Origin of the sequence: Stutzerimonas xanthomarina DSM 18231, from assembly GCF_900129835.1 — a bacterium.
In the GTDB taxonomy this organism is placed as follows: domain Bacteria; phylum Pseudomonadota; class Gammaproteobacteria; order Pseudomonadales; family Pseudomonadaceae; genus Stutzerimonas; species Stutzerimonas xanthomarina.
Genome location: NZ_FQXA01000002.1, coordinates 603,153 through 626,341, shown reverse-complemented (window position 1 = coordinate 626,341; position 23,189 = coordinate 603,153). Strand labels below are relative to the sequence as shown.

Annotated in this window: 18 protein-coding genes; 9 read left to right on the top strand and 9 right to left on the bottom strand. The window is 58.5% G+C overall.

Annotated features, from left to right (window positions below; genetic code table 11):
* Window positions 1-111: 111 nt before the first annotated feature.
* Complete coding sequence (locus tag BUE09_RS07185; protein WP_073300318.1) at window positions 112-1,962, top strand: SurA N-terminal domain-containing protein; 1,851 nt, start codon at window positions 112-114, stop codon at window positions 1,960-1,962.
* A 61-nt stretch (window positions 1,963-2,023) separates the two neighbouring features.
* Here BUE09_RS07185 and fabI read toward each other — a convergent pair whose 3' ends face one another.
* The 6 genes from fabI to BUE09_RS07155 are packed head-to-tail and all read right to left on the bottom strand — an operon-like array spanning window position 2,024 to window position 10,252.
* Window positions 2,024-2,818, bottom strand: coding sequence for an enoyl-ACP reductase FabI (gene fabI / locus BUE09_RS07180; protein WP_073300024.1), 795 nt, complete (start codon window positions 2,816-2,818; stop codon window positions 2,024-2,026).
* Window positions 2,799-4,448, bottom strand: coding sequence for an ABC transporter ATP-binding protein (locus BUE09_RS07175; RefSeq protein WP_073300023.1), 1,650 nt, complete (start codon window positions 4,446-4,448; stop codon window positions 2,799-2,801). The genes fabI and BUE09_RS07175 overlap by 20 nt, the downstream gene beginning before the upstream one ends.
* Before the next feature lies 1 nt (window position 4,449).
* The gene (locus BUE09_RS07170) at window positions 4,450-5,469 is read right to left on the bottom strand and encodes an ABC transporter permease (RefSeq protein WP_073300021.1); all 1,020 of its coding nucleotides are present in this window, start codon (window positions 5,467-5,469) and stop codon (window positions 4,450-4,452) included.
* 3 nt (window positions 5,470-5,472) lie between these two features.
* The gene (locus BUE09_RS07165; protein WP_073300019.1) at window positions 5,473-6,546 is read right to left on the bottom strand and encodes a microcin C ABC transporter permease YejB; all 1,074 of its coding nucleotides are present in this window, start codon (window positions 6,544-6,546) and stop codon (window positions 5,473-5,475) included.
* A 2-nt stretch (window positions 6,547-6,548) separates the two neighbouring features.
* Window positions 6,549-8,426 (bottom strand): extracellular solute-binding protein, encoded by a 1,878-nt coding sequence (locus BUE09_RS07160; protein WP_073300017.1) that lies wholly within the window; start codon window positions 8,424-8,426, stop codon window positions 6,549-6,551.
* Window positions 8,423-10,252: an extracellular solute-binding protein gene (locus tag BUE09_RS07155; RefSeq protein WP_073300316.1), complete on the bottom strand. Its 1,830-nt coding sequence runs from the start codon at window positions 10,250-10,252 to the stop codon at window positions 8,423-8,425. Before BUE09_RS07155 ends, BUE09_RS07160 begins: the two co-directional genes overlap by 4 nt.
* Before the next feature lie 141 nt (window positions 10,253-10,393).
* On the opposite strand from BUE09_RS07155, the gene BUE09_RS07150 reads away from it, so the two are divergent.
* Entirely contained in the window at window positions 10,394-11,836 is a 1,443-nt protein-coding gene (locus BUE09_RS07150; RefSeq protein ID WP_231975523.1) for an HDOD domain-containing protein, read from the top strand.
* A 32-nt stretch (window positions 11,837-11,868) separates the two neighbouring features.
* Here the strand turns inward: BUE09_RS07150 and BUE09_RS07145 are convergent, their stop codons facing one another.
* Window positions 11,869-13,419 (bottom strand): lytic transglycosylase domain-containing protein, encoded by a 1,551-nt coding sequence (locus BUE09_RS07145; protein ID WP_167369774.1) that lies wholly within the window; start codon window positions 13,417-13,419, stop codon window positions 11,869-11,871.
* Between the two features lie 100 nt (window positions 13,420-13,519).
* Complete coding sequence (gene gloB / locus BUE09_RS07140) at window positions 13,520-14,299, bottom strand: hydroxyacylglutathione hydrolase (protein WP_073300013.1); 780 nt, start codon at window positions 14,297-14,299, stop codon at window positions 13,520-13,522.
* A gap of 112 nt (window positions 14,300-14,411) precedes the next feature.
* Between gloB and BUE09_RS07135 the strand changes: the two genes are divergently transcribed.
* The 7 genes from BUE09_RS07135 (at window position 14,412) to nudC (ending at window position 22,340) form a co-directional block, all read left to right on the top strand.
* Complete coding sequence (locus BUE09_RS07135) at window positions 14,412-15,167, top strand: class I SAM-dependent methyltransferase (RefSeq protein ID WP_073300011.1); 756 nt, start codon at window positions 14,412-14,414, stop codon at window positions 15,165-15,167.
* Between the two features lie 17 nt (window positions 15,168-15,184).
* Window positions 15,185-15,637 (top strand): ribonuclease HI, encoded by a 453-nt coding sequence (gene rnhA, locus BUE09_RS07130; RefSeq protein ID WP_073300009.1) that lies wholly within the window; start codon window positions 15,185-15,187, stop codon window positions 15,635-15,637.
* Window positions 15,638-15,649: 12 nt separating this feature from the next.
* Window positions 15,650-16,411 carry a DNA polymerase III subunit epsilon gene (dnaQ, locus tag BUE09_RS07125; protein ID WP_073300007.1) on the top strand — a complete coding sequence of 254 codons (762 nt, stop codon included), beginning with the start codon at window positions 15,650-15,652 and terminating at the stop codon, window positions 16,409-16,411.
* Window positions 16,412-16,524: 113 nt separating this feature from the next.
* Entirely contained in the window at window positions 16,525-18,777 is a 2,253-nt protein-coding gene (locus BUE09_RS07120) for an arginine/lysine/ornithine decarboxylase (protein WP_073300005.1), read from the top strand.
* A gap of 197 nt (window positions 18,778-18,974) precedes the next feature.
* A complete protein-coding gene (locus BUE09_RS07115; protein ID WP_073300315.1) occupies window positions 18,975-19,787 on the top strand; it encodes a crotonase/enoyl-CoA hydratase family protein in 813 nt (270 codons plus the stop codon).
* Between the two features lie 37 nt (window positions 19,788-19,824).
* Window positions 19,825-21,507, top strand: coding sequence for a FimL-related protein (locus tag BUE09_RS07110; protein ID WP_073300002.1), 1,683 nt, complete (start codon window positions 19,825-19,827; stop codon window positions 21,505-21,507).
* Window positions 21,507-22,340 (top strand): NAD(+) diphosphatase, encoded by an 834-nt coding sequence (nudC, locus tag BUE09_RS07105; protein ID WP_073299999.1) that lies wholly within the window; start codon window positions 21,507-21,509, stop codon window positions 22,338-22,340. The genes BUE09_RS07110 and nudC overlap by 1 nt, the downstream gene beginning before the upstream one ends.
* On the opposite strand, the gene BUE09_RS07100 is transcribed toward nudC, so the two are convergent.
* Window positions 22,308-23,090, bottom strand: a complete 783-nt coding sequence (locus BUE09_RS07100; protein ID WP_073299996.1) for a TSUP family transporter — start codon at window positions 23,088-23,090, stop codon at window positions 22,308-22,310. The genes nudC and BUE09_RS07100 overlap by 33 nt on opposite strands.
* Window positions 23,091-23,189 lie beyond the last annotated feature (99 nt).

Sequence of the window (23,189 nt, the reverse complement as noted above, 5' to 3'; positions counted from 1 at the left end):
AGGCCCAGCTGCTCCAAAAGCTCCGAGAAGGCGCATCCCTGGATGCGCCTTTCTTTTTATCCGGATTCCCGCGCTGCAGCGTTGACTGCGCAGCTGACTCCTGGGGGACGCATGCTTCAGAATATCAGGGACAATTCACAAGGCTGGATTGCCAAAACCATCATCGGCATCATCGTGGTGCTGTTGGCGTTGACTGGCTTCGACGCCATCTTCAATGCCAGCAGCAGCCGCAATGCCGCAGAGGTCAACGGTGAAGAGATATCACTGGATGAGCTCAACCAGGCTATGAACATGCAACGTCGGCAACTGGCTCAGCAGCTCGGAGGAAACTTCGACCCATCAATGCTGGACGACAAGCTGGTACGTGAATCATCGCTGCGTGCGCTCATTGACCGAGCGCTGTTGCTGCAAGGGGCCCGTGCTGCAGATTTCGCGTTTTCCGAAGCAGCGCTTGATCAACTGATCCTGCAGACGCCTGAATTTGCAGTGGACGGTGCGTTTAATGCTGCGCGGTTCGATCAGGTAATTCAGCAAATGGGCTATACCCGGCTGCAGTTCCGCGAGCTGTTGAAACAGGAAATGTTGATCGGCCAACTCCGTGCAGGCATATCCGGTTCAGGTTTCGTCACGGATGAGCAGATCGAAGCATTTGCTCGGTTGGAACAGCAGACGCGTGATTTCGCAACTGTTACCGTGCCGGCTGAAACGGCCGCGGTTGACGTGAGCGATGACGAGGCGCGCGAATATTACGAAAAAAATACGGACCGCTTTCGTTCGCCCGAGCAAGTTATCGTCGAGTATGTCGAGCTGAAAAAGGAGTCCTTCTTTGATCAGGTCGAGGTCTCGGAGGAGGAGCTGCAGGACTTGTATCAGCAGCGCATCGCTGCTCTGGCAGAGCAACGTCGTGCGGCGCATATTCTGATCGAAACCGACGGTAGCGACGATGCAGCTGCCAAGGAAAAGATCGACGAGGTCGCCAAGCGTTTGGCCTCTGGCGAGGATTTCTCGGCGTTGGCCAAGGAGCTTTCCCAAGATCCAGGTTCGGCGAACGAAGGCGGCGATCTCGGCTTTGCCGGTCCGGGCGTTTATGACCCGGCATTTGAGGAGGCGCTGTACGCCCTGGACGAGGGTCAGGTCTCTGCACCGGTTCGCTCCGACTTCGGCTGGCATCTGATCAAGCTGCTCGACGTGCAGTCGCCAGAGATCCCGACCATGGAGAGCCTGAAACCGGAGCTGGTGCGCGAACTCAAGGCGCAACAGGTCGAGCAGCGTTTTGTCGAAGCCAGCAAGCAGCTTGAGGACACCGCATTCGAGTCATCCGACCTTCTTCAGCCGGCACAGGAGCTGGGTCTGTCAGTGCAAACGACCGAGGCATTCGGACGTGAGGGTGGGGCTGGCGTCGCATCGAATCGGCAGGTTATCCAGGCTGCGTTCAGTGACGAGGTTCTGGTCGATGGCGCTAATAGCAGCGTAATCGAACTGGATCCGGACACCGTCGTTGCGGTACGCGTGAAAGAGCACCTACAACCTGAAGTGTTGCCTTTCGATACGGTGAAGGGCGACATCGTTGCTCAGCTCAAGGGCAGCAAAGCGGCAGAGCAAGCGCTGGAAGCAGGCACGCAGCTGATCGCTACGCTGCGTGATGGCGGGCAGATCGAACAGCAGTGGCAGCCGATCGAGGCCGCCTCGCGCAATCAGGAAGGGGTTGAACCGGCGGTGCTACAACAAGTGTTTCGGATGCCGAAGCCGGAGACTAGTGACAAGCCGAGTTACGGCAGTGTTCGTCTGGCCGACGGCGATTTCGTCGTGGTTCGCCTAAGCGGCGTAAGTGAGCCAAAAGCCGATCTATCGGCGGAAGATAAGCAGAACTATCGTCGCTTCCTGGCTTCACGCAGTGGTCAGCAGGATTTTGCTGCCTACCGCCAGATGCTGCATGAAAACGCTGAGATCGAGACCTTTTGACCGATCTGCTCTAGCGCAAAAAAAACCCGCCTCATGTGCGGGTTTTTTCTTTACTGGCGAATCAGTCTTCTATCGCACCCATCGCGGTAGTGTTAAAGCCGCCATCGACGTAGAGAATCTCGCCGCTGATACCGGATGCCAGATCTGAGCAAAGGAAGGCGCCAGCATTGCCGACCTCGTCAATGGTCACATTGCGGCGCAGCGGCGTTTGCTTCTCGTTGGCCGCCAGCATCTTGCGGAAGCTCTTGATCCCGGAGGCTGCCAGCGTACGGATAGGGCCAGCAGACACCGCGTTGACGCGAGTACCCTCAGCGCCCAGGCTGCCGGCGAGATAGCGAACGCCTGCCTCGAGACTGGCCTTGGCCATACCCATAACGTTGTAGTTGGGCATGGTGCGCTCAGCACCGAGATAGGAAAGCGTCAGGATGCTTCCATTACGGCCCTTCATCATCGGGCGCCCGGCCTTGGCCAGCGCAACGAGGCTGTATGCGCTGATGTCATGAGCGATGCGGAAGCCTTCACGGGTGGTAACTTCAGTGAAGTCGCCGTCGAGTTGATCACCCGGGGCGAAACCTACCGAGTGGACGATACCGTCCAAACCGTCCCACTTCTTGCCGAGCGCCTCGAAAACCTTGACGATCTCGTCGTCGCTGGCGACGTCGCAGGGGAAGCACAGCTCAGGGCCCGAGCCCCAACCTGCGGCGAACTCCTCGACGCGGCCCTTGAGCTTCTCGTTCTGATAGGTGAAAGCCAGTTCGGCGCCTTCACGGTGCATGGCCGCGGCGATCCCGGAGGCAATCGACAATTTGCTGGCGACGCCGACGATCAATATGCGCTTACCGGTAAGAAAACCCATGTGCTTTTCCCTCTTCTGGTTGTTCATCAGTGGCTGGGATCATGAAGGCCGATTCCAGCAACTGCTGTGTGTATGGATGTTGCGGAGCGGCGAAGATAGCCTCCGCCATTCCTTGTTCTACGACTTTGCCTTGCTTGACCACCATCATCTGATGGCTCAACGCCCGAACCACCGCCAGGTCATGGCTGATGAACAGGTAGGTCAGGTTGTACTTGGCCTGGAGTGAGCGCAGTAGCTCCACTACTTGCCGCTGTACAGTTCGATCCAGTGCCGAGGTCGGTTCATCAAGCAGAATCAGATCAGGCTTGAGGACCAGCGCCCGGGCTATGGCGATTCGCTGCCGCTGGCCTCCGGAAAACTCGTGGGGATAGCGGTGCCGGCTATCCGGGTCGAGCCCAACCTCGACCAGCGCATCGATGATTGCTTGTGCTTGTTCCTTCGCGGAGCCCATGCCATGGATACTAAGCCCTTCTCCGATGATCTGCCCCACCGACATACGGGGGCTCAGGCTGCCGAAAGGATCCTGAAAAACGACTTGCATTTGCCGACGCAATGGACGCACCGCCCGTTGCGACATGGTCTCAAGCGCCTGGTTGTGAAAACGGATTCCGCCGCTGCTCGAAATCAGACGCAGAATGGCCAAACCCAGCGTCGATTTTCCCGAGCCGCTTTCACCGACAATGCCCAGCGTCTGACCTTTTGGCAGGTTGAACGTGACGCCGTCGACTGCCTTGATATGGTCGACGGTGTGTCTGAAAAGTCCCTTCTTGATAGGAAACCAGACCCGCAGATCATTCACTTCTAGCAGTGTCGGCGAAGACGCCTCAACCGGTACCGGCCCGCCGCTAGGCTCTGCCCCAAGCAGTTCCCGTGTATAGGGATGCTGCGGTGATCGGAACAATTCCTCGCAAGGTGCTTGTTCGACGACAGAACCACTCTTCATGACACATACATGGTGAGCGATTCGGCGGACGAGGTTCAGGTCGTGGCTGATCAGCAGCAGGGCCATGCCCAGGCGGGCTTGGAGCTCCTTGAGCAGCTCGAGTATTTTCAACTGCACTGTTACGTCCAGCGCCGTTGTCGGTTCGTCGGCAATCAGCAGCTCGGGTTCGTTCGCCAGCGCCATGGCGATTACCACCCGCTGGCGCTGACCGCCGGAGAGTTCATGAGGATAGGCCCGGATCCGCTTGGTGGGCTCGGGTATCCCAACCAGCTCAAGCAATTCGAGGGTGCGCGCGGTGGCGGCCTTACCGTTGAGGCCCTTGTGGATCTGCAGCACTTCGTTGATCTGCTTGCCGATGGTATGCAGCGGGTTGAGCGAGGTCATCGGCTCCTGAAACACCATGGCTATCCGGTCTCCGCGTATACCGCGCATGCGTTTCTCGGACGCCTGGAGTAAATCCTCGCCTGCATAGCGAATTTCGCCCGCCGGGTGCTGCGCGAGGGGGTAGGGCAGCAGACGCAGGATTGAGTGCGCTGTGACGGACTTGCCCGAACCGCTCTCACCAACCAGTGCCAACGTCTGGCCCTTGCGGATATCGAAGCTCACGCCCGTTACTACGCGCTGGGTCTGGCCATTGGTGACGAACTCGACCGCCAGATCGCGGACCTCGATAAGGTTCTCGGACATGCTATTTCCTTGGGTCGAAAGCGTCGCGAGCAGCCTCGCCGATAAATACCAGCAGGGTCAGCATGATCGCCAGGACCATGAATGCGCTGATTCCCAGCCACGGCGCCTGCAGGTTCGCCTTGCCTTGTGCCACAAGTTCGCCCAGCGAAGGTGCGCCGGGCGGTAGGCCAAAGCCGAGAAAGTCCAAGGCCGTCAATGTGCCTATCGCTCCGGTGAGGATGAATGGCATGAAGGTCATGGTCGACACCATGGCGTTGGGTAGGATGTGGCGGAACATAATCGCGCCGTTGCGCATGCCCAATGCGCGCGCAGCTCGCACGTACTCGAGGTTACGGCCGCGCAGGAACTCCGCCCGAACGACATCGACCAGGCTCATCCAGGAAAATAGCAGCATGATGCCGAGCAGCCACCAGAAGTTGGGCTGCACAAAGCTGGCGAGAATAATCAGCAGATAGAGCACCGGCAGGCCGGACCATATTTCCAGCACGCGCTGACCAACAAGGTCGACCCAACCGCCGTAGAATCCTTGCAGAGCGCCGGCAATTACACCGATAACCGAGCTGATCAAGGTCAGGGTCAACGCAAACAACACCGAAATCCGGAACCCGTAGATGACTCTCGCAAGCACGTCGCGCCCTTGGTCATCGGTACCCAGCCAGTTTTCCCAGGATGGCGGAGCGGGCGCAGGTACCTGCAGGTCGTAGTTGATACTGGAGTGATGAAAAGGAATCGGTGGCCAGATCATCCAGCCGTCCTTCTTCTCGATCAGTTCCTGAATGTAGGGACCTTTGTAGTTTGCCTGCAGGGGAAACTCGCCGCCGAAGACAGTCTCTGGATAACGTTTGAACACCGGGACATACCAGTCGCCATCGAAACGGACCAGGATTGGCTTGTCGTTGGCAATCAGTTCGGCGCCGAGGCTAAGGATGAACAAGGCCAGAAACACCCACAGCGACCACCAGCCGCGCTTGTGAGCCTTGAACAGGGCGAAGCGGCGCTGGTTCAGCGGCGACAGCTTCATATGTCAGGCCTCCCTGCTTTCGAAGTCGATTCGCGGGTCGACAAACGTGTAGGTCAGGTCGCCGATCAGCTTGACCACCAGTCCAAGCAAGGTGAAGAGAAAGAGGGTGCCGAACACGACGGGATAGTCACGATTGATGGCAGCCTCGAAACTGAGCAGGCCAAGGCCGTCGAGCGAGAAAATCACTTCGATCAGCAACGAACCTGTAAAAAACATGCCGATGAAGGCCGATGGGAAGCCGGCTATGATGATCAGCATTGCGTTGCGGAACACATGCCCGTACAGCACGCGATTTTTGCTCAGGCCTTTGGCGCGCGCTGTGATCACGTACTGCTTGTTGATCTCGTCGAGAAAACTGTTTTTCGTCAGCAGAGTGAGCGTCGCGAAATTGCCGATCACCAATGCAGTAACGGGAAGCGCAAGGTGCCAGAAATAATCGATGATCTTGCCCGTGAGCGACAATTCATCGAAGTTTCCCGAAGTGAGTCCCCGCAGCGGAAACCAGTTCCAGTAACTGCCACCCGCGAACAGCACGATCAGCAGAATGGCGAACAGAAACGCCGGAATCGCATAGCCGATGATGATCGCCGAACTGGTCCAGACGTCGAACGCACTGCCATGCCGGGTTGCCTTGGCGATCCCCAAAGGAATCGACGCCAGGTACATGATGAGCGTGCTCCATAACCCCAGCGAGATCGACACCGGCATCTTTTCGATAATCAGATCAGTCACGCTGGCATCGCGGAAAAAGCTTTCGCCGAAATCCAGCCGCAGGTAGTTGCTGAGCATGATCCAGAAGCGTTCCGGCGCCGGTTTGTCGAAGCCGTACAGACGTTCGATTTCAGCAATTAAATCGGGGTCCAGACCTTGCCCGCCCCGGTAGCTGTTGCTGCCAGTAGCGACTTCTGATCCGCCGCCGGCAATCCGGCTCGTTGCGCCGTCGAAGCCCTCCAGCTTGGCGATCGCCTGTTCTACAGGCCCGCCGGGCGCGGCCTGAATGATGATGAAATTGATCAGCAGGATGCCGAACAGAGTGGGGATGATGAGCAACAGGCGCCGGAATACATACGCGAGCATGCTTATTGCTCCGTCACACTGAGTTTACTGGTCTCTGTTTCAGTCGCCGACTCGTCATCTATCTGTTTCGGCTCAGGTTGGCTTACATCTGGCTTGTTCCACCAGGTCATCAGGCCGACATCGTAACGGGGCGTAATCTCGGGATGGGCCAGATGACTCCAGTATGCGACGCGCCAGGTTTTGATATGCCAGTTGGGAATCACGTAGTGGCCTGAGAGCAACACACGATCGAGCGCGCGAGTGCGTGTAATCAGCTCTTCCCGTGAGTCCGCGGCAATCAGCTTTTCTACCAACACATCGATGGCGGGGTCCTTCAGTCCGATGTAGTTGCGGCTTCCCGGATTGTCGGCGCTCGCCGAGTGCCAGTACTCACGCTGCTCATTGCCTGGAGAGCTGGACTGGCCAAAGCCGCTGACAATCATGTCATAGTCGCGCGAACGTAATCGATTTATGTATTGCGATACGTCGACGCGGCGGAGCTCCAATTCGATACCCAGGCTGGCAAGGTTTCGCTTGTAGGGCAGCAGCACGCGCTCGAAGTCGGCTTGCACCAAGAGAAACTCGAGTTTGACCGGCTTGCCCTCGGCGTCGACCATCTGGTCGTTTTCAATCTTCCAGCCCGCTGCGGTCAGCAGCTCGTAGGCCCGGCGCTGCTGCGCCCGAATGATGCCATCGGCATTGGTCTGTGGAAGTTCGAAAGGTGTTTCGAAAACCTGATCGGGGATCTTGCCGCGCAACGGTTCGAGAATATTCAGCTCCTGCTGGCTGGGCAGGCCCGAGGCGGCGAGCTCGGAGTTATCGAAATAGCTGGTGGTGCGTGTGTAGGCGCCGTTGAAGAGCTGACGGTTTGTCCACTCGAAGTCGAAGAGCAACGCGAGGGCTTCGCGGACACGGGCATCTTGCAGCCGGCCCCTACGGATGTTGAAGATAAACCCCTGCATGCCTTGCGGATTGTGGTTGGCAATTTCCTCTTTGAGGATCCGTCCATCTTTGACGGCGGCAATATCATAGGCAGTGGCCCAGTTTTTCGCGCTGGTTTCCAGCCAATAATCAAAGTGTCCCGCCTTGAAAGCCTGGAGCGCCACGGTGTTGTCGCGGTAGTAATCGACGTTGACGTGATCGAAGTTATAGAAACCTCGATTTACCGCCAGGTCCTTGCCCCAGTAATGTTCGACGCGGGCATAACGAACTGAGCGCCCCGCTTCTGCACGTTCGATGCGATAGGGGCCGCTGCCCAGGGGGGCTTCCATGCTGCCAGTGGCAAAGTCCCTGCTTTTCCACCAGTGCTTGGGCAGGACGGGCAGTTGTCCGAGAATGAGTGGTAGCTCGCGGTTGCCGGCGTGCTTGAAATCAAATCGGACGCGGCGCGGACTTTCGATCACGACTTTTTCGACATCAGCGTAGTACCCACGGTAATGCGGCGCGCCCTTGCTGATCAGCGTTTCGAAGGTGAACACAACATCCTCAGCTTCTACCGGCTCGCCGTCATGAAACCGCGCCTCTGGGCGCAGGTAGAAGCGTACCCATTTGTTGTCAGGTCCCTTCTCGATCTTTTCTGCCAGCAGGCCGTAGACCGTGAAAGGCTCGTCCAGGCTGTTGGTTGTCAGGGTGTCATATACGAGGCCGATGTCGTCGGCGGCTACCCCTTTGTTGATAAAGGGGTTGAGCGAGTCAAAGCTGCCGAAGCCTGCCTGGCGCAGTGTGCCGCCTTTGGGCGCATCGGGGTTGACGTAGTCGAAATGCGAAAAGCCAGACGGATACTTGGGCTGCTCATCGTATAGCGTCAGTGCATGTTGCGGTGCCGCTTCGGCCAGGCCTGTGAGCAGGAGGAGGGCGAACGTGCCCGCTTGTAGAAACAACCGTCGTGTGTTGCTTGTCATTGAGCCTTCTCCAGGTCCTTCAACCACCACGCTCGCAACCCCAGGGTGTAGGGCGGTGTGGTGATGTGGGCGAACCGATTGCGGTATGCCAGACGGTGGTAACTGATGTACCAGTTGGGGATGGTGTAGTGATTCCACAGCAGAACGCGGTCGATGGCGCGCGCGGCGGCAATCTGCTCTTCGCGCGTCTTGGCCGCAAGCAGCTTCTCGATCAGCGTGTCGACGATCGGGTTGGCGATACCGGCATAGTTGCGACCGCCTTTTACATCCACCTGGCTGGAATGGAAATACAGCCACTGCTCCAGTCCCGGGCTGAGGCTCTGCCCCAGTGTCGTCAAAATCATGTCGTAATCGTATTGGTCAAGCCGTTGTTTGTACTGCGCGCCGTCGACAGTGCGCAAACGGGCTGATATGCCAATCCGTGAAAGATTTTCGACATAGGGCTGAAGTATCCGCTCGAGGCCAGGATTGACGAGCAGGATTTCGAATCTGAAAGTACGCCCGGCCTTGTTGCGAAGACCTTCAGGGGTGAGCTTCCAGCCAGCATCCTTGAGAAGAGCCAGGGCCTTGCGCAACGTATCGCGAGGAATCCCTCGCCCGTCGGTTTTCGGTAGTTTGAATGGCTCCGTGAAGAGCTGCGCCGGGAGTTGCTCTCGAAACGGTGACAGCAGCAGCCACTCCCCGCCTTCCGGCGTCCCGGTCGCGGAAAATTCGCTGTTCGGATAGTAGCTTTCGCTGCGCTGGTAGGCACCATAGAACAGGGCGCGGTTGGTCCACTCGAAATCGAACAGCAAGCCCAGCGCCTGGCGTACCCGAATATCAGCAAAGGCCGAGCGGCGCGCGTTCATGAACAGTGCCTGGGTCTGGGTGGGAATCTCGTGCGGAATCTCTGCGCGAATGACATCGCCGCGCAGAACCGCCGGAAACTGATAGCCGTTGGCCCAGTTTTTTGCCTGATGCTCGATATAAAAATCGAATTCGCCGACCTTGAATGCTTCGAAGGCAACCGTGGTATCGCGATAGAACTCGACGTCGACCTGGCTAAAGTTGTACTTGCCGCGATTGGCTGGCAGGTCCGCTCCCCACCATGTCTTCACTCGCTCGAAGGTGACTCGGCGACCTGGCTGAACATCACTGATTCGGTACGGGCCACTGCCCAGTGGAGGCTCAAACGTGGTGGCTCGGAAATCGCGGTCTTTCCAGTAGTGTTGAGGCAGTACCGGCAGTTCACCGAGACGCATGATCAGCAAGGGCTGATCAGGTTTGTCGAAAACGAAACGAATCCGTTGACGGTTAAGTATGTCGACGCGCTCGACACCCTGCAGATCGGTGCGGTAGCGAGGATGGCCATCCTTGATGAGCAAGCGATAGGAAAAGGCTACGTCGTAGGCCGTGATCGGCTGCCCGTCATGAAATCGAGCCGAGTCGCGCAGGTTGAAAACCACCCAGCTATGATTATCGCTGTATTCGATGGTCTCGGCGATAAGCCCGTAGGCGGAAGCGGGTTCGTCGCCGGATGGGTCGTAAACACCGGTGCCAACCATCAGCGGTTCGTTCAGTTCAGAGATGCCGTACTGAAAAAAGCCAGGCGTTGCGGTTGGGCTGGTTCCCTTGAAAGTGTAGGGGTTGAGCGTGTCGAAAGTGCCGGACGCCATCAGTCGCACGCGGCCACCCTTGGGCGCATCGGGGTTCACCCAGTCGAAATGAGTAAAGTCTTCAGCATATTTAAGAGTGCCAAACTGCGCGTAACCGTGGCTTTCGCTGATGGTGGCGAACGACGGAAAGCTCAGTCCCAGGCAGCTCAGCAGTAATAGGATGGGTCGCATCAAACAGTGAATGCGATCCATGGCGCTTTCGGTCTTTTCGGCCGGGTACAGTAACAGCTTGTATCCGCTGGAAAAAGGCCGGCTATCTGGGCAAACTGCCTTTCCCTTCAGCCGCCCGATCGTTGGGTGAGGTCGCTTAATTTGCGTGAAACCAGCTATGGTCTGCAGTCATGGATAGACCGCCTGAACCAATCCGAACTGCCCGCATTGGCGGCGGTTGTGCAGGACCTGCAACGCCTCACCGAGCAGGAGCATGCCTCCGTTCAACAGCTTGCCGACGTGCTCCTGCGCGACGCTGCCCTGACCTCAAAGGTGCTTCGAGTCGGTAATAGCAGCTATTACAACCCCTCGCAGGAAACGATCAAGACCATCTCCCGGGCCATCGTCATGATCGGTTTCGATAACGTGCGGTTGATCAGTCTCTCGGTCAGCCTGATCGACGGACTGCTGGATCGTACGCCGCGCCAGCAACTACAGGAATTGCTGGCGCGGTCATTTCATGCGGCGGTGCAGGCACGCAACATTGCGGGCTACGTTCTGACCAAGCATGAAGAAGAGGTCTTCATTGCCGCCTTGCTCCATGAAGTTGGCGAGCTTGCGTTCTGGGGCTGCGGTGGTCGGCAGGCCGATGAGCTCGGTGAGGAGCTGGCGGGCGGTACGGATCATGACGAAGCGGTCGAGCAAGTGCTTGGTACCAGTTTTCGCCAGCTTAACCTCGGGCTGATCAAAAGCTGGAATATCGGTGAGCTGGCGAGTTTCGCTCATGGATCGGGCAACCTGCGAGACCCCGCCGCGCACTCCGTCAACCTCGGGGTCCGCATCGGTGCGGCGGCGCTGAACGGGTGGGGCTGCCCGGAAATGGGTGACTTGGTCAGGGAGTTGGCCGATTTCGGCGGCATTTCTGAAGCGGATGCGATGCAGCAGATCCTCGCCAGTGCTGACGAGGCTGTCAGCGTAGCGACGACATTTGGAGCCAGTCGACTGTGCAAGCTGATCCCGTCCACTGACCCGGAGCAAGTTCAATTGCAGCAGGCGCAGCGCGCTGCAAGCCTCTTGCAGCCCGACCTACTGGTTATGCAGCAGGCCATGCAAGACCTCGGCATGATGGCTGCTAGTCGGGGCGACGTTGGTTTGATTCTCGATGCGTTGCTCAAGGGTCTGCACCAAGGCGCGGGGCTGGAGCGCGTAATGCTGACCGTTCTGGCCGATCAGCAGCGCTCGTTCCGCGTCAAGTGCGTAGCGGGTGAGCAAACCCAGGCCTGGCTTGAGCAATTCGTGTTGCCCGTTGATCCGTCAGGCCAGTCGCATATTTTCAGTTATGTGCTGCGCCAACGTCAGCCGCTGTGGATGGGTGTACCGGCAAGCAATAACCTCGACGAGCTGGTTACCTTGCCGCTTCGCCAGCAGCTTGGAAAAGGGATGTTTTTTATTGCGCCATTAATGGCAGGCACGCGAGAAATCGGTGTCCTCTACGCCGACAATCGAATATCCGGTCGAGCACTGAAGCACGAACAATTCATCGCGTTCCAGCGATTTACTCAACTGGCGGGGCGCTGCCTGGACGCATTCGGCAAGCGCAATTGAGCGGGCGACCTCGACGTTTCGCCCGCTACACGTCAGCGCGGGATATAGAGCGTTAGGGTCTGGCCCGGCTTGAGCATCGCGCTGTCTCTGGGGTTCCAGGTCTTCAGGTTATTGATCTGAACGTTGAAGCGCTTGGCGATCACATAAAGCGAATCACCTTTCTTCACCTTGTAATAAGTTGGCGCGGGTTTGGCCTGCTGGTTAGTGCCTGCAGCTTGGAGAAACAGGGCCTGACCTACCTTAAGGTTGCTGCCAGAGAGGTTGTTCCAGCGCTGCAGATCACGCACTGAGATCTTCTGTTTTTTGGCAATGTCCCAGAGGTTGTCACCCTGGCGGACCCGGTAGCTGCGCGGTGCCGGTTGGCTTCGCGCAACGGCATGCAGAAGCTCCTTGGATTGAGCTGCGCCGGCCGACTGGGGAATGCTGAGGACCTGCCCGATCTGCAGGCGATCGCTGCGAAGACGATTGATATCACGAATGATATTGACGGACAGCCGATACTTGTTGGCGATTGCGCCAAGGGTGTCGCCAGGGCGTACCTTGTACTGCTGCCAGTCAACCAGATCCTGTGGCTTCATCAGCGCAAGGTTGGCGGCAAACATCTCGGCTTTGTCGGTTGGGACCAGCAAGTGCTGGGGGCCGTCCAGCGTAATGCGCCGGGTGAATGCAGGGTTCAGCTGATAGATCTCGTCTTCATCCAGGTCCACCATATCGGCGACCCGAGCAAGATCCATACGTTGCTTCAGTGCAACCACTTCAAAATAGGGCTCGTCGGCGATCGGATTCAGATTCAGCCCGTATGCCTCGGGGCTTTGCACCATTTGGGAGAGCGCCAGCAGTTTGGGCACGTAATCGCGTGTTTCTCTGGGCAGGGGCAGATTCCAGTAATCCGTCGGCAGACCGAGCTTCTGGTTGCGCTCGATGGCGCGACTCACGGTCCCTTCTCCCGCGTTATACGCCGCCAGGGCAAGCAGCCAGTCGTCGCTGAACAAGCCGTGGAGATAGGTAAGGTAACGCAGCGCTGCGGCCGTGGACGCGGTAATGTCGCGCCTGCCGTCATACCAACTGGTCTGTTGCAGATTGAAATGACGGCCCGTCGAAGGGATGAACTGCCAGAGGCCGACTGCCTGAGCCGGCGAGTAGGCAAAGGGGTTGTACGCACTTTCGATGATTGGCAGCAGCGCCAGCTCAAGCGGCATGTCGCGCTCTTCGAGTTGCTCTACGATGTAATGGATGTAGGGGCTGCCGCGCTCGCTTGCCATCTCGATGGAGTTCGGGCGACTGGAAAAAAGCAGGCGCTGTTGCTCGATGCGCGGATTGCTGTCCAGATGGTCCTGCAGCTTGAATCCCTGCCTGATGCGATCCCATATGTCCGCGTAGGTTGCTTCAACCGGGGCTTTGTCCGTTAGCCACAGGGTGTCCTGCACTGTTGGCACGGCTCGGACCTGCGCATTGCTGTCCATTGGGGCTTGGGGGGATGTGCTCTGGCAGCCCGTTATAGCGAGACAGATTGCCAGCGCCAGGGCCCGACCGGAGGCTGCCAAGGCGTCCGGCTGTGGGCTGTTCGAAGAGTCAGACGGCATTGGCTGGTGGGCTCCCTACGCGCAAATTCGAGGGAGTGTAGGAATGCCGTTCCGGCGGGTCAACCCGGCGTCTCGGTTTTTGGCTACTGGTCGATCTTCATTAAAAGCAGTCTTTCCACGCTCGAAGAGCTGCGAACACGACTTCCGCTGTGTCCAGTGGGCGATCTGCATGTCGGCTCGCTGCGGCTACCACTCGGGGCTCGCTGCAACGAAGGAAGGGGTTGGTGGCGCGTTCGATGCGGAGGTCAGAGGGAAGAGTAATGCGCTTTGCCTCGCGCAAGCGGATGACCTGTTCGAGGCGCTCGGCGATATCCGGGTTGTCCGGTTCGACTGCCTTGGCAAAGCGCAGGTTGCTCAAAGTGTACTCATGCGTGCAATACACCTTGGTAGACGCCGGCAGCGCGGCAAGCCGTTGCAGTGATCCGAACATCTGGCTGGCAGTGCCCTCGAATAGGCGGCCACAACCTGCGGCAAACAGCGTATCGCCACTCAACAGCCACGGGGCTTGGGTATCGTCATGGAAATAGGCGATGTGGCCGCTGGTATGTCCCGGCACCTCGAATACCTCGAGCTCATGGTCGAGAATGCGAATGCGCTGCCCATCGACCAGCGCATCATCTCTGGCCGGGATCTTTTCCCCTGCAGGGCCGTGGACCCTTGCGCCGTACCTGGCCTTGAGTTGCTCAACGCCACCTACATGGTCATGGTGATGATGGGTGACCAGAATGTCGGTCAGATGCCAGTCGGGGCGAGTGTCCAGCCATTTCTCAACAGGGGCAGCCTCACCCGGATCCACCGCAGCGCAGAGCCGGCGTTGTGGATCCTGCAGCATCCAGATGTAGTTGTCAGTGAAGGCGGGCAGAGCGTCTATTTTCAACATATGCACGGGTCGCCAATTCAATAGCAAAAGCGCATCCTAACAGCCGAACTGGAGAGTTGAGCCGATCGGGGGCATTGATTGGCTCGGCCAAACCGACGAACGGAGGCTAGCCATGAGTGAGTCTTGTACCAAATCGGACGAGCGCTGGCTGCTGCTGATGGACAAGGCCAGTGCCTGGTTTGACGGCCCATCCGGGCGACAGCTGCTTGAGCATGAACAGCGCGTGATCAACCAGCAACTTTCGCGGTGTTTCGGCAGCTATCTGGTGCATTACGGGCCATTCGCCAATATTCCGATCGAGCCGCAGAAGATCAAGCGCAGCGTTCGCGTAGGGCCACCGCTGCCGGGTGTTGAAATCGTATGCGAGGAGCAATCCTGGCCGATCGGCGAGCATGCGGCCGACGTCGTTGTGCTTCAGCATGGCCTGGACTTCAGTCTGTCGCCGCACGCGCTGCTGCGCGAGGCCGCCCGTAGCGTAAGGCCCGGCGGGCATTTGTTGATTGTCGGGATCAATCCATGGAGTGCCTGGGGCGCGACTCGTCTACTGTCACGCAAGGCGTTTCGCCATGCTCGTTGCATTCGTCCGACGCGAGTGGGTGACTGGTTGAACCTGCTTGGATTCTCGCTGGAGAAACGGCAGTTCGGATGCTATTGTCCGCCGCTTTCGTCGAGCCAGTGGCGGCTGCGGTTGTCCGGTCTTGAGACCGCAGGGCAACGGTCGCAATTGCCTATTGGGGGGTTCTACCTGCTGGTGGCGCGAAAGCTAATGGTAGGCCTCCGACCCGTGCGCCAAAGTCGTCGCGAGCGCATGGGCCAGTTGCTGCCGATGCCCGTGGCGAAGGTCAGCCGCCGCGATGCCGAACAGTAATAGGCAAAGAATTACTCATGAGTGACGAAACGGTCGAGATATATACGGACGGTGCCTGTAAGGGCAATCCGGGCCCCGGTGGCTGGGGCGCGCTGCTGATCTACAAAGGTGTGGAGCGAGAGCTCTGGGGTGGCGAGGCGGAAACCACCAACAACCGCATGGAACTGATGGCTGCTATCCGTGCACTCGAAGAGCTGAAGCGGCCATGTCAGGTCAAGCTGGTGACCGACTCACAATACGTCATGCAGGGTATCAATGACTGGATGCCTAACTGGAAGAAGCGTGGCTGGAAGACCGCCGCCAAGCAACCTGTCAAGAACGCCGATCTCTGGCGGTTGCTGGATGAACAGGTTGGCCGTCATCAAGTGAGCTGGCAGTGGGTTCGTGGGCATACCGGTCACCCTGGAAACGAGCGTGCCGATCTCCTGGCCAATCGCGGCGTAGTGCAAGCCAAACGACAACCTGCTTGAGTGAGTTGAAACATGCGTAGCGTAGTACTCGATACCGAAACCACTGGCATGCCAGTGACCGATGGTCACCGGATTATCGAGATCGGCTGTGTCGAGGTCATCGGCCGCCGCCTTACTGGCCGGCATTATCATGTCTATCTGCAGCCGGATCGTGAGGTTGATGAGGGTGCAATCGCCGTTCACGGAATTACCGATGAATTTCTGACCGACAAGCCGCGGTTCAGGGAAGTCGCCAATGAGTTCTTCGAATTCATAAAGGGCGCGCAGCTAATCATTCATAACGCTGCGTTTGACGTGGGCTTTATCAATAACGAGTTCGCGCTGCTTGGTCAGCAAGACCGCGCCGAGCTGAGCGATCACTGCAGCATCCTCGATACCCTGCTGATGGCCCGTGAACGCCACCCGGGCCAGCGCAACAGCCTTGATGCGTTATGCAAACGTTATGGTGTCGACAACTCGGGTCGCGATCTGCACGGCGCCCTGCTCGATGCGGAAATTCTTGCCGACGTCTACCTGACGATGACAGGCGGGCAAACCAACCTGTCTCTTGCGGGGGAGGGTGCCGACTCCGAGAGCGGTGGGCGTCAGCAGGCTGCGCCGATCCGCCGGTTGCCAGCCGGCCGTGCCAGTACCTTGGTGATCCGCGCCAATGCGGAAGAAGTTGCTGCACATGAGGTCCGCATGCGCGCTATCGAGAAGGCCGCAGGAGCAACGCCGCTCTGGCTTCAGTTGGAGCAATCTGCCGACAACGACGCTGAAGCACTGCCTGCCTGACGGGGTGATGTCGACGCGCGGATCGGGCGCGTCGGGCACCATGTGACAATTCTCGCTTGGTGCTTGGGGGGCGGAGCCTCTACGCTGGAGAGGAATGCCTCCAGGAAGCCCCCATGTATAAAGACCTCAAATTCCCCGTCCTTATTGTTCATCGCGACATCAAAGCCGATACCGTTGCCGGTGAGCGGGTGCGTGAAATAGCGGCCGAGCTTGAGCGGGACGGCTTCCACATTCTTCCCACAGGAAGTGCCGCAGAAGGCCGGATTGTCGCATCCACCCATCACGGGTTAGCTTGCATTCTGGTTGCTGCTGAAGGTGCCGGCGAGAACCAACGGCTATTGCAAGACGTGGTTGGGCTGATAAGAGTTGCTCGGCGGCGTGCACCTCAGCTGCCGATCTTTGCACTTGGCGAGCAGATTACCATCGAGAATGCGCCAGCCGAGGCCATGGCGGATCTGAATGAGCTGCGTGGGTTGCTCTATCTGTTTGAGGACACCGTTCCGTTCCTGGCTCGGCAGGTCGCTCGGGCGGCTCGAAGCTATCTGGACGGTCTGTTGCCACCCTTTTTCCGCGCGCTGGTGCAGCATACGGGTGAGTCCAACTACTCCTGGCATACACCGGGCCATGGAGGCGGTGTCGCCTTTCGCAAGAGCCCCGTTGGACAAGCCTTTCATCAGTTCTTTGGTGAAAACACGCTGCGCTCTGATCTGTCAGTGTCGGTGCCTGAACTTGGTTCGCTGCTCGATCACACCGGCCCGCTAGCCGCGGCCGAAGCCCGAGCGGCCCGCAACTTCGGTGCAGATCACACCTTCTTCGTAATCAATGGCACCTCGACCGCCAACAAGATCGTTTGGCACTCGATGGTGGCCCGAGATGACCTGGTGCTGGTGGATCGCAACTGCCATAAGTCGATACTGCACTCGATCATCATGACTGGCGCGATTCCCCTTTACCTGACGCCGTCACGCAACGAACTTGGCATTATCGGTCCGATTCCGCTCGATGAGTTCTCGCCGGAATCGATCCAGTCCAAGATCGACGCCAACCCGCTTACGCGCGGACGCTCGCCAAGAGTAAAGCTGGCGGTCGTGACCAACTCCACCTACGACGGCCTCTGCTACAACGCAAACTTGATCAAACGGACGCTCGCCAACAGCGTCGAGGTTCTACATTTTGACGAGGCCTGGTACGCCTATGCCGCGTTCCATGAGTTCTACGACGGGCGTTACGGGATGGACACCCGCGAACAGGGACCACTGGTATTCACCACTCACTCGACGCATAAGGTGCTCGCCGCATTCAGCCAGGCGTCGATGATCCATGTGCTCGACAGTGAGCAGCGGCAGCTGGATCGTGATCGCTTCAATGAGGCCTTCATGATGCATATCTCCACCTCACCGCAGTACGGCATCCTTGCTTCCCTAGATGTTGCCTCAGCGATGATGGAGGGTCCCGCAGGCCGCTCACTGATTCAGGAAACCTTTGATGAGGCGTTGAGCTTTCGTCGGGCATTGGCAAACCTCAGGCAACATCTGGCGCCCGATGACTGGTGGTTCAGCATATGGCAGCCATCCGCGGCCGATGGGGCGGACGAGCTGGTCACCCGCGACTGGGTGCTGCAGCCAGAAGCGGATTGGCATGGTTTCGGGGATGTCGCCGATGACTACGTGCTGCTCGATCCGATCAAGGTCACCCTGGTGACGCCCGGACTCACCGCCGGTGGCAAGTTGAGCGAGCGGGGCATTCCGGCAGCAGTTGTGAGCAAGTTTCTCTGGGAGCGTGGGCTGGTTGTCGAGAAAACCGGTCTCTATTCGATCCTGGTGTTGTTTTCCATGGGTATCACCAAGGGTAAGTGGAGCACGCTGCTGACCGAGCTGCTCGAGTTCAAGAGACACTACGACGACAACGTGCCGTTATGTGATGCATTGCCAACCGTGGTGCAGGCAGGCGGCAATCAGTACCTCGGCATGGGGCTGAGAGACCTCTGCGACTCGCTCCATGATTGCTATCGCGACAACGCCACCGCGAAAGCCATGAAACGGATGTATACGGCTCTACCGGCGCTGGCAATGAAACCGGCGGATGCATACGACAAGCTGGTGCGGGGCGAGGTTGAGGCAGTCTCCATCGAGGCGTTGGAGGGCCGCATCGCCGCGGTCATGCTGGTGCCGTACCCGCCAGGAATTCCCCTGATCATGCCTGGTGAGCGCTTCACGTCTGAAACCCGATCGATACTCGACTACCTCGCCTTCGCTCAGCGGTTCGCCGCGCAATTCCCTGGTTTCGATGCTGACGTGCATGGGCTGCAGCACGAAGAGCATCCTGACGGGGCCAGGTACACGGTCGACTGCATCCTCGAAAGTTAGTGCAGGATTCAACCAATCCTGGCGGCTATCGCGGGTTGCCAAAGAAGATCATGTGCGAGGGCGTGGGCTGCTTCACATCGTCCCGCATCGACTTTCAGTTGGCTGTTGTTATAGTTGCCCGGCTGAGAACAGTCCTTCTTCTATGGACTGTCGAACCCATCCAGGCACTGAGTGCCTCGGCTGTCGAGGATGATAGCGTGACCGACTACCAAGCCTTCCGTGTCGAATTGAAGGACAAGATCGCCCATGTAGCGATTAACCGGCCTGACAAGGTCAACGCCATGAATGCCGCATTCTGGAGCGAAATTGTTGATATCTTCCAGTGGGTCGACGATACGGACGACATTCGGGTGGTGGTGTTGTCCGGCGAGGGCAAGCATTTTTCGGCCGGCATCGATCTTCAACTGCTGGCGCAAGCCGCGTCCCAGATGGGCAGTGATGTCGGCCGCAACGCCGAACGTCTGCGTCGCCAGATCCTCAAGCTCCAGAGTTCGTTCAATGCGGTGGACAATTGCCGTAAGCCGGTCATAGCGGCGATCCAGGGATACTGCATCGGCGGTGCGATCGATCTGATCGCCGCCTGCGATATGCGGTACAGCACGCTTGATGCGCAGTTCTCGATCAAGGAAATCGATATGGGCATGGCGGCGGATGTCGGCACGCTGCAGCGACTCCCGCGAATCGTTGGCGATGGCATGATGCGCGAGCTGGCATACACCGGACGTACCGTTGATGGGCAGGAAGCGAAGTCCATCGGCCTGGTCAATCGAACCTACCCCGACCAGCCGTCGCTTATGGCGGGTGTGTTCGCTCTGGCGGCGGATATCGCGGCGAAATCGCCGATTGCCATCCGCGGAACCAAAGAGATGATCCGTTACATGCGTGACCATCGTGTCGATGACGGCCTCGAATACATCGCCACCTGGAATGCAGCGATGCTTCAGTCGGCCGACCTGAAGGTCGCCATGGCTGCGCATATGAGCAAGCAGAAACCGGATTTCGCTGACTGATGCATCATCCAAACGTTGCGCGGGAGGCGCGCTAGGCATGGTTACCGGAGCTACTTCACTCAGTCTGGTTCGCGATGAGTTGTTCGCCACCATGGAGGAAGCCGAGCAGAGCCTCGAGCATTTCATCATCGACAGAAACAACGGCGGACTGCTGCAGCAGGCTGTCGAAAATCTCAAGCAGGTTCGCGGCACCCTGCGCCTCATCGAACTGACCGGCGCCGAACTGCTCGCGCAGGAAATACTTCAGCTGTCGACAGATATCCCAGTCGGAGCGGGGGAGGACCGCGACAGTCAACTGGCCTCGCTGAGCAACGCGCTGTATGTACTCGGACGGTACCTGGAAAGCGTCGACGCCAGTCGCCAGGAAATGCCTGAACTGCTACTTCCGCCGATCAATGCTTTGCGGGTGGTTAGTGGGCAGTCGCCGCTACCTGAGAGCTTCTTTTTTAGCGCCCGCCTCGATCATGCGCGTCCGCCGATTGAGGCCGCGGTGCGTCAGCCGGTTGCGCGTGCGGCCGAAGCACGCCGGTTGCGCCAGATGTATCAGGTTGGCTTGCTCGGCTTTATTCGGGAAGACAATGCCTCGGCCAGCCTCAAGCTTATGGCTCGAGCGCTAGGTCGTTTGGATCTTCTGTTTGCCAACTCGCCCGGCGGTCGCCTGTGTTGGCTAGGGAGCGCGGCGTTGGAGGCCCAGCTGGATGGCCAACTGTTGCCGCGCCAAGCACGCAAGCAATTGTTTTCCAGGCTTGACCGAGAGCTTCGACAGCTCAGCGGTCATGATGCCTATGAGCCGCCTAGGGTTCTGCTCAAGGAACTGCTTTACCTCGTCGCATTGGCCGAAAGCAGTGGGCCGTTAGCAAGCCAGGTCCGGGAAACGTTCTCGCTTGGTTCGTTACCCTTCACCGACCATCTTCTCGAGGAAGAGTCACAGCGTTTGGCCGGCCCTGGGCAGGCTGTGATGCGCTCCCTTTCGTCGGCAATCCGCGAAGAGCTGGCAAGTCTCAAAGACTTGCTGGACCTGATCGAGCGCCAGACCGCACCGGCTGAGTCTTATTCAAATCTGCATAGCCTGCTTGGCAAGCTGGCAAAGACATTGGGAATGGTGGGTTTGTCCTCCGCATCGAGCACCCTACATGCTCAGCTGTCAGTGGTTTCAGGCTGGAGCGTTGAGCGGCTGCCTGAGCCTCAGGCGTTGCTGAAACTGGCTGATGCGGTGCTCTATGTCGAGAGCATGGTTGCTAGCCTGGAGCGCGGCGAGCGTTATGATTCGCGGCCTCAAATAGCGCAGCCGGGCCAAGAGGCTGAAGCTTTCGCCAACCATCAGCTCACCGAAGCCTGTATTGTCGTTATCGGCGAGGCAACTGCTGGCCTGGCCTTGGCTAAGCGCGCCATCACAGCCTATCTGGAATCCAATGGTGAGAAATTGCATTTGGCCAACGTCCCTTTCAGCTTGATGGCTGTTCGTGGCGGCCTACGTTTTCTCGAGCAGGACCGCGCCGCTGAGTTGATTGGAGCATGTGCCGACTTTATTCAGAAACAGATGCTCGAAGGCGTGCAAATGCCCCCAGAGCAAATGCTTGAAACCCTGGCTGATGCGTTGACCAGCCTCGAGTACTACCTCGACGGCGGAGCGTTACTGCGGCGCGATGAATCGCGCATTAGCGTGTTGGATCTCGCGACTGAAAGTGTGCGGGCATTAGGCCTGCCGGTGGCTGCCTGATGAGTTTGCGATGGCAGCCGGCGCTGCTCGATCCAGCAGCCGGTGGTGGTTGGGCCGTCGTGCATTGCCAGCAAGGATTTCTTCGTGACGCCAATGGCGTGCTGTTTCCCAGAGATTGGCTGAAGCGCCTCGACCTGCCGTTGCTCAGCGAGCAGGGGTTGGGTTATTTCGATGGCGACCAGGTGTTCCTAATGGAGTTGGCGCACCCTGTCGAAGTGCCTGACGCGAATTGGCAGGGGCTGCGTCAATTCATGATGCAGGATGACGATACCGAAAGGTTTCGGATGCTCGGTTTCGCTGCGCAGATTGGCACCTGGGCGAACCATCATCGCTTTTGCGGCAGCTGCGGCAACCCGATGCGCCAGCATGCTACCGAGCGTGCAATGCAGTGTGAGAGTTGCGGCATTCATCACTACCCTCGTATCTCGCCGAGCATGATCGTCTTGGTAACCCGTGGCGACGAGCTGCTACTGGCACGCTCACCGCGCTTTGCTCCAGGTGTATACAGCACGCTTGCTGGGTTCGTTGAGCCCGGTGAATCTGTCGAACAGTGTGTCAGGCGGGAGGTGCACGAGGAGGTTGGTGTATCGATTGCTGAGCCCAGCTATATCTGCAGTCAGGGTTGGCCGTTTCCGCACTCGTTGATGCTCGGCTTTCACGCCGAATATGCATCGGGAGAAATCGTGATGCAGCCTGAAGAGATCGAGGATGCGGGCTGGTTTTCCATTCACGACTTGCCCGCGCTGCCGGCTTCAAAATCCATCGCCCGTTACTTGATCGATCTGTATCTGGCTCGGCGGCTAGGCCACCCCGAACCAGTGCTGCCAAGCTAGCCGCAGACTCAGTACCAGTACTACCGCAATAAAGATCGGGCGGATAAATTTCGACCCGCCCTGGATTGCCGTGCGTGCCCCCAGGTATGCGCCGACCATCAAGGCGAGTCCCATGCCGATGCCTAGCGCCCACGCGACCTGCCCGCCAACGATGAAAACCGCAAGTGCGACACCATTGCTGACGAAGTTCATGCTGCGAGCCACACCGCTGGCTTTTAGCAAATCGAGCGGGTAGAGCAGCATGTTGCTGACGGTCCAGAACGCTCCCGTGCCGGGCCCGGCTATGCCGTCATAAAAGCCCAGGGTCAGGCCTTGTGGCCATTGCCTACCTTCGGCTAATGACGCGGCGTCTGTTCGAGGCGTGGTCGGCATCCGCCCGAAAAGCAGATAGAGCCCGCAACCAAATACCACCAACGGCAATGCCTGATTTAGCCAGCGCGCCGGGATCATATGTGCCAATCCCGCGCCCAGGGCCGCCCCAACAGCAGTGGCCAAGAGCGCGGATCGCCATTGCCGCGGATGGAACAGCTTTCTGCGATAGAAGGTGAAGCTTGCCGTAGCGGAGCCAAAGGTTGCGCACAGTTTGTTGGTGCCTAGAACCAGATGCGGCGGCAAGCCGGCGGTGAGCAGTGCCGGTAGCGTCAGTAGGCCGCCACCGCCAGCAATGGCGTCGATAAAGCCCGCAAGGAAAGCGACGACCATAAGGGCGGCCAATACTATGGGGTCCGTAGCGAGCTCAAACGTCAGCATCTGAAACACTCATAAGCAAAATCGGCTGGGCAGGTGGACCATGATGCCGGTTGCGCCGTTCCAACGCCAAGCGGCTCGTAAGGCTGCGGAACGGATTGC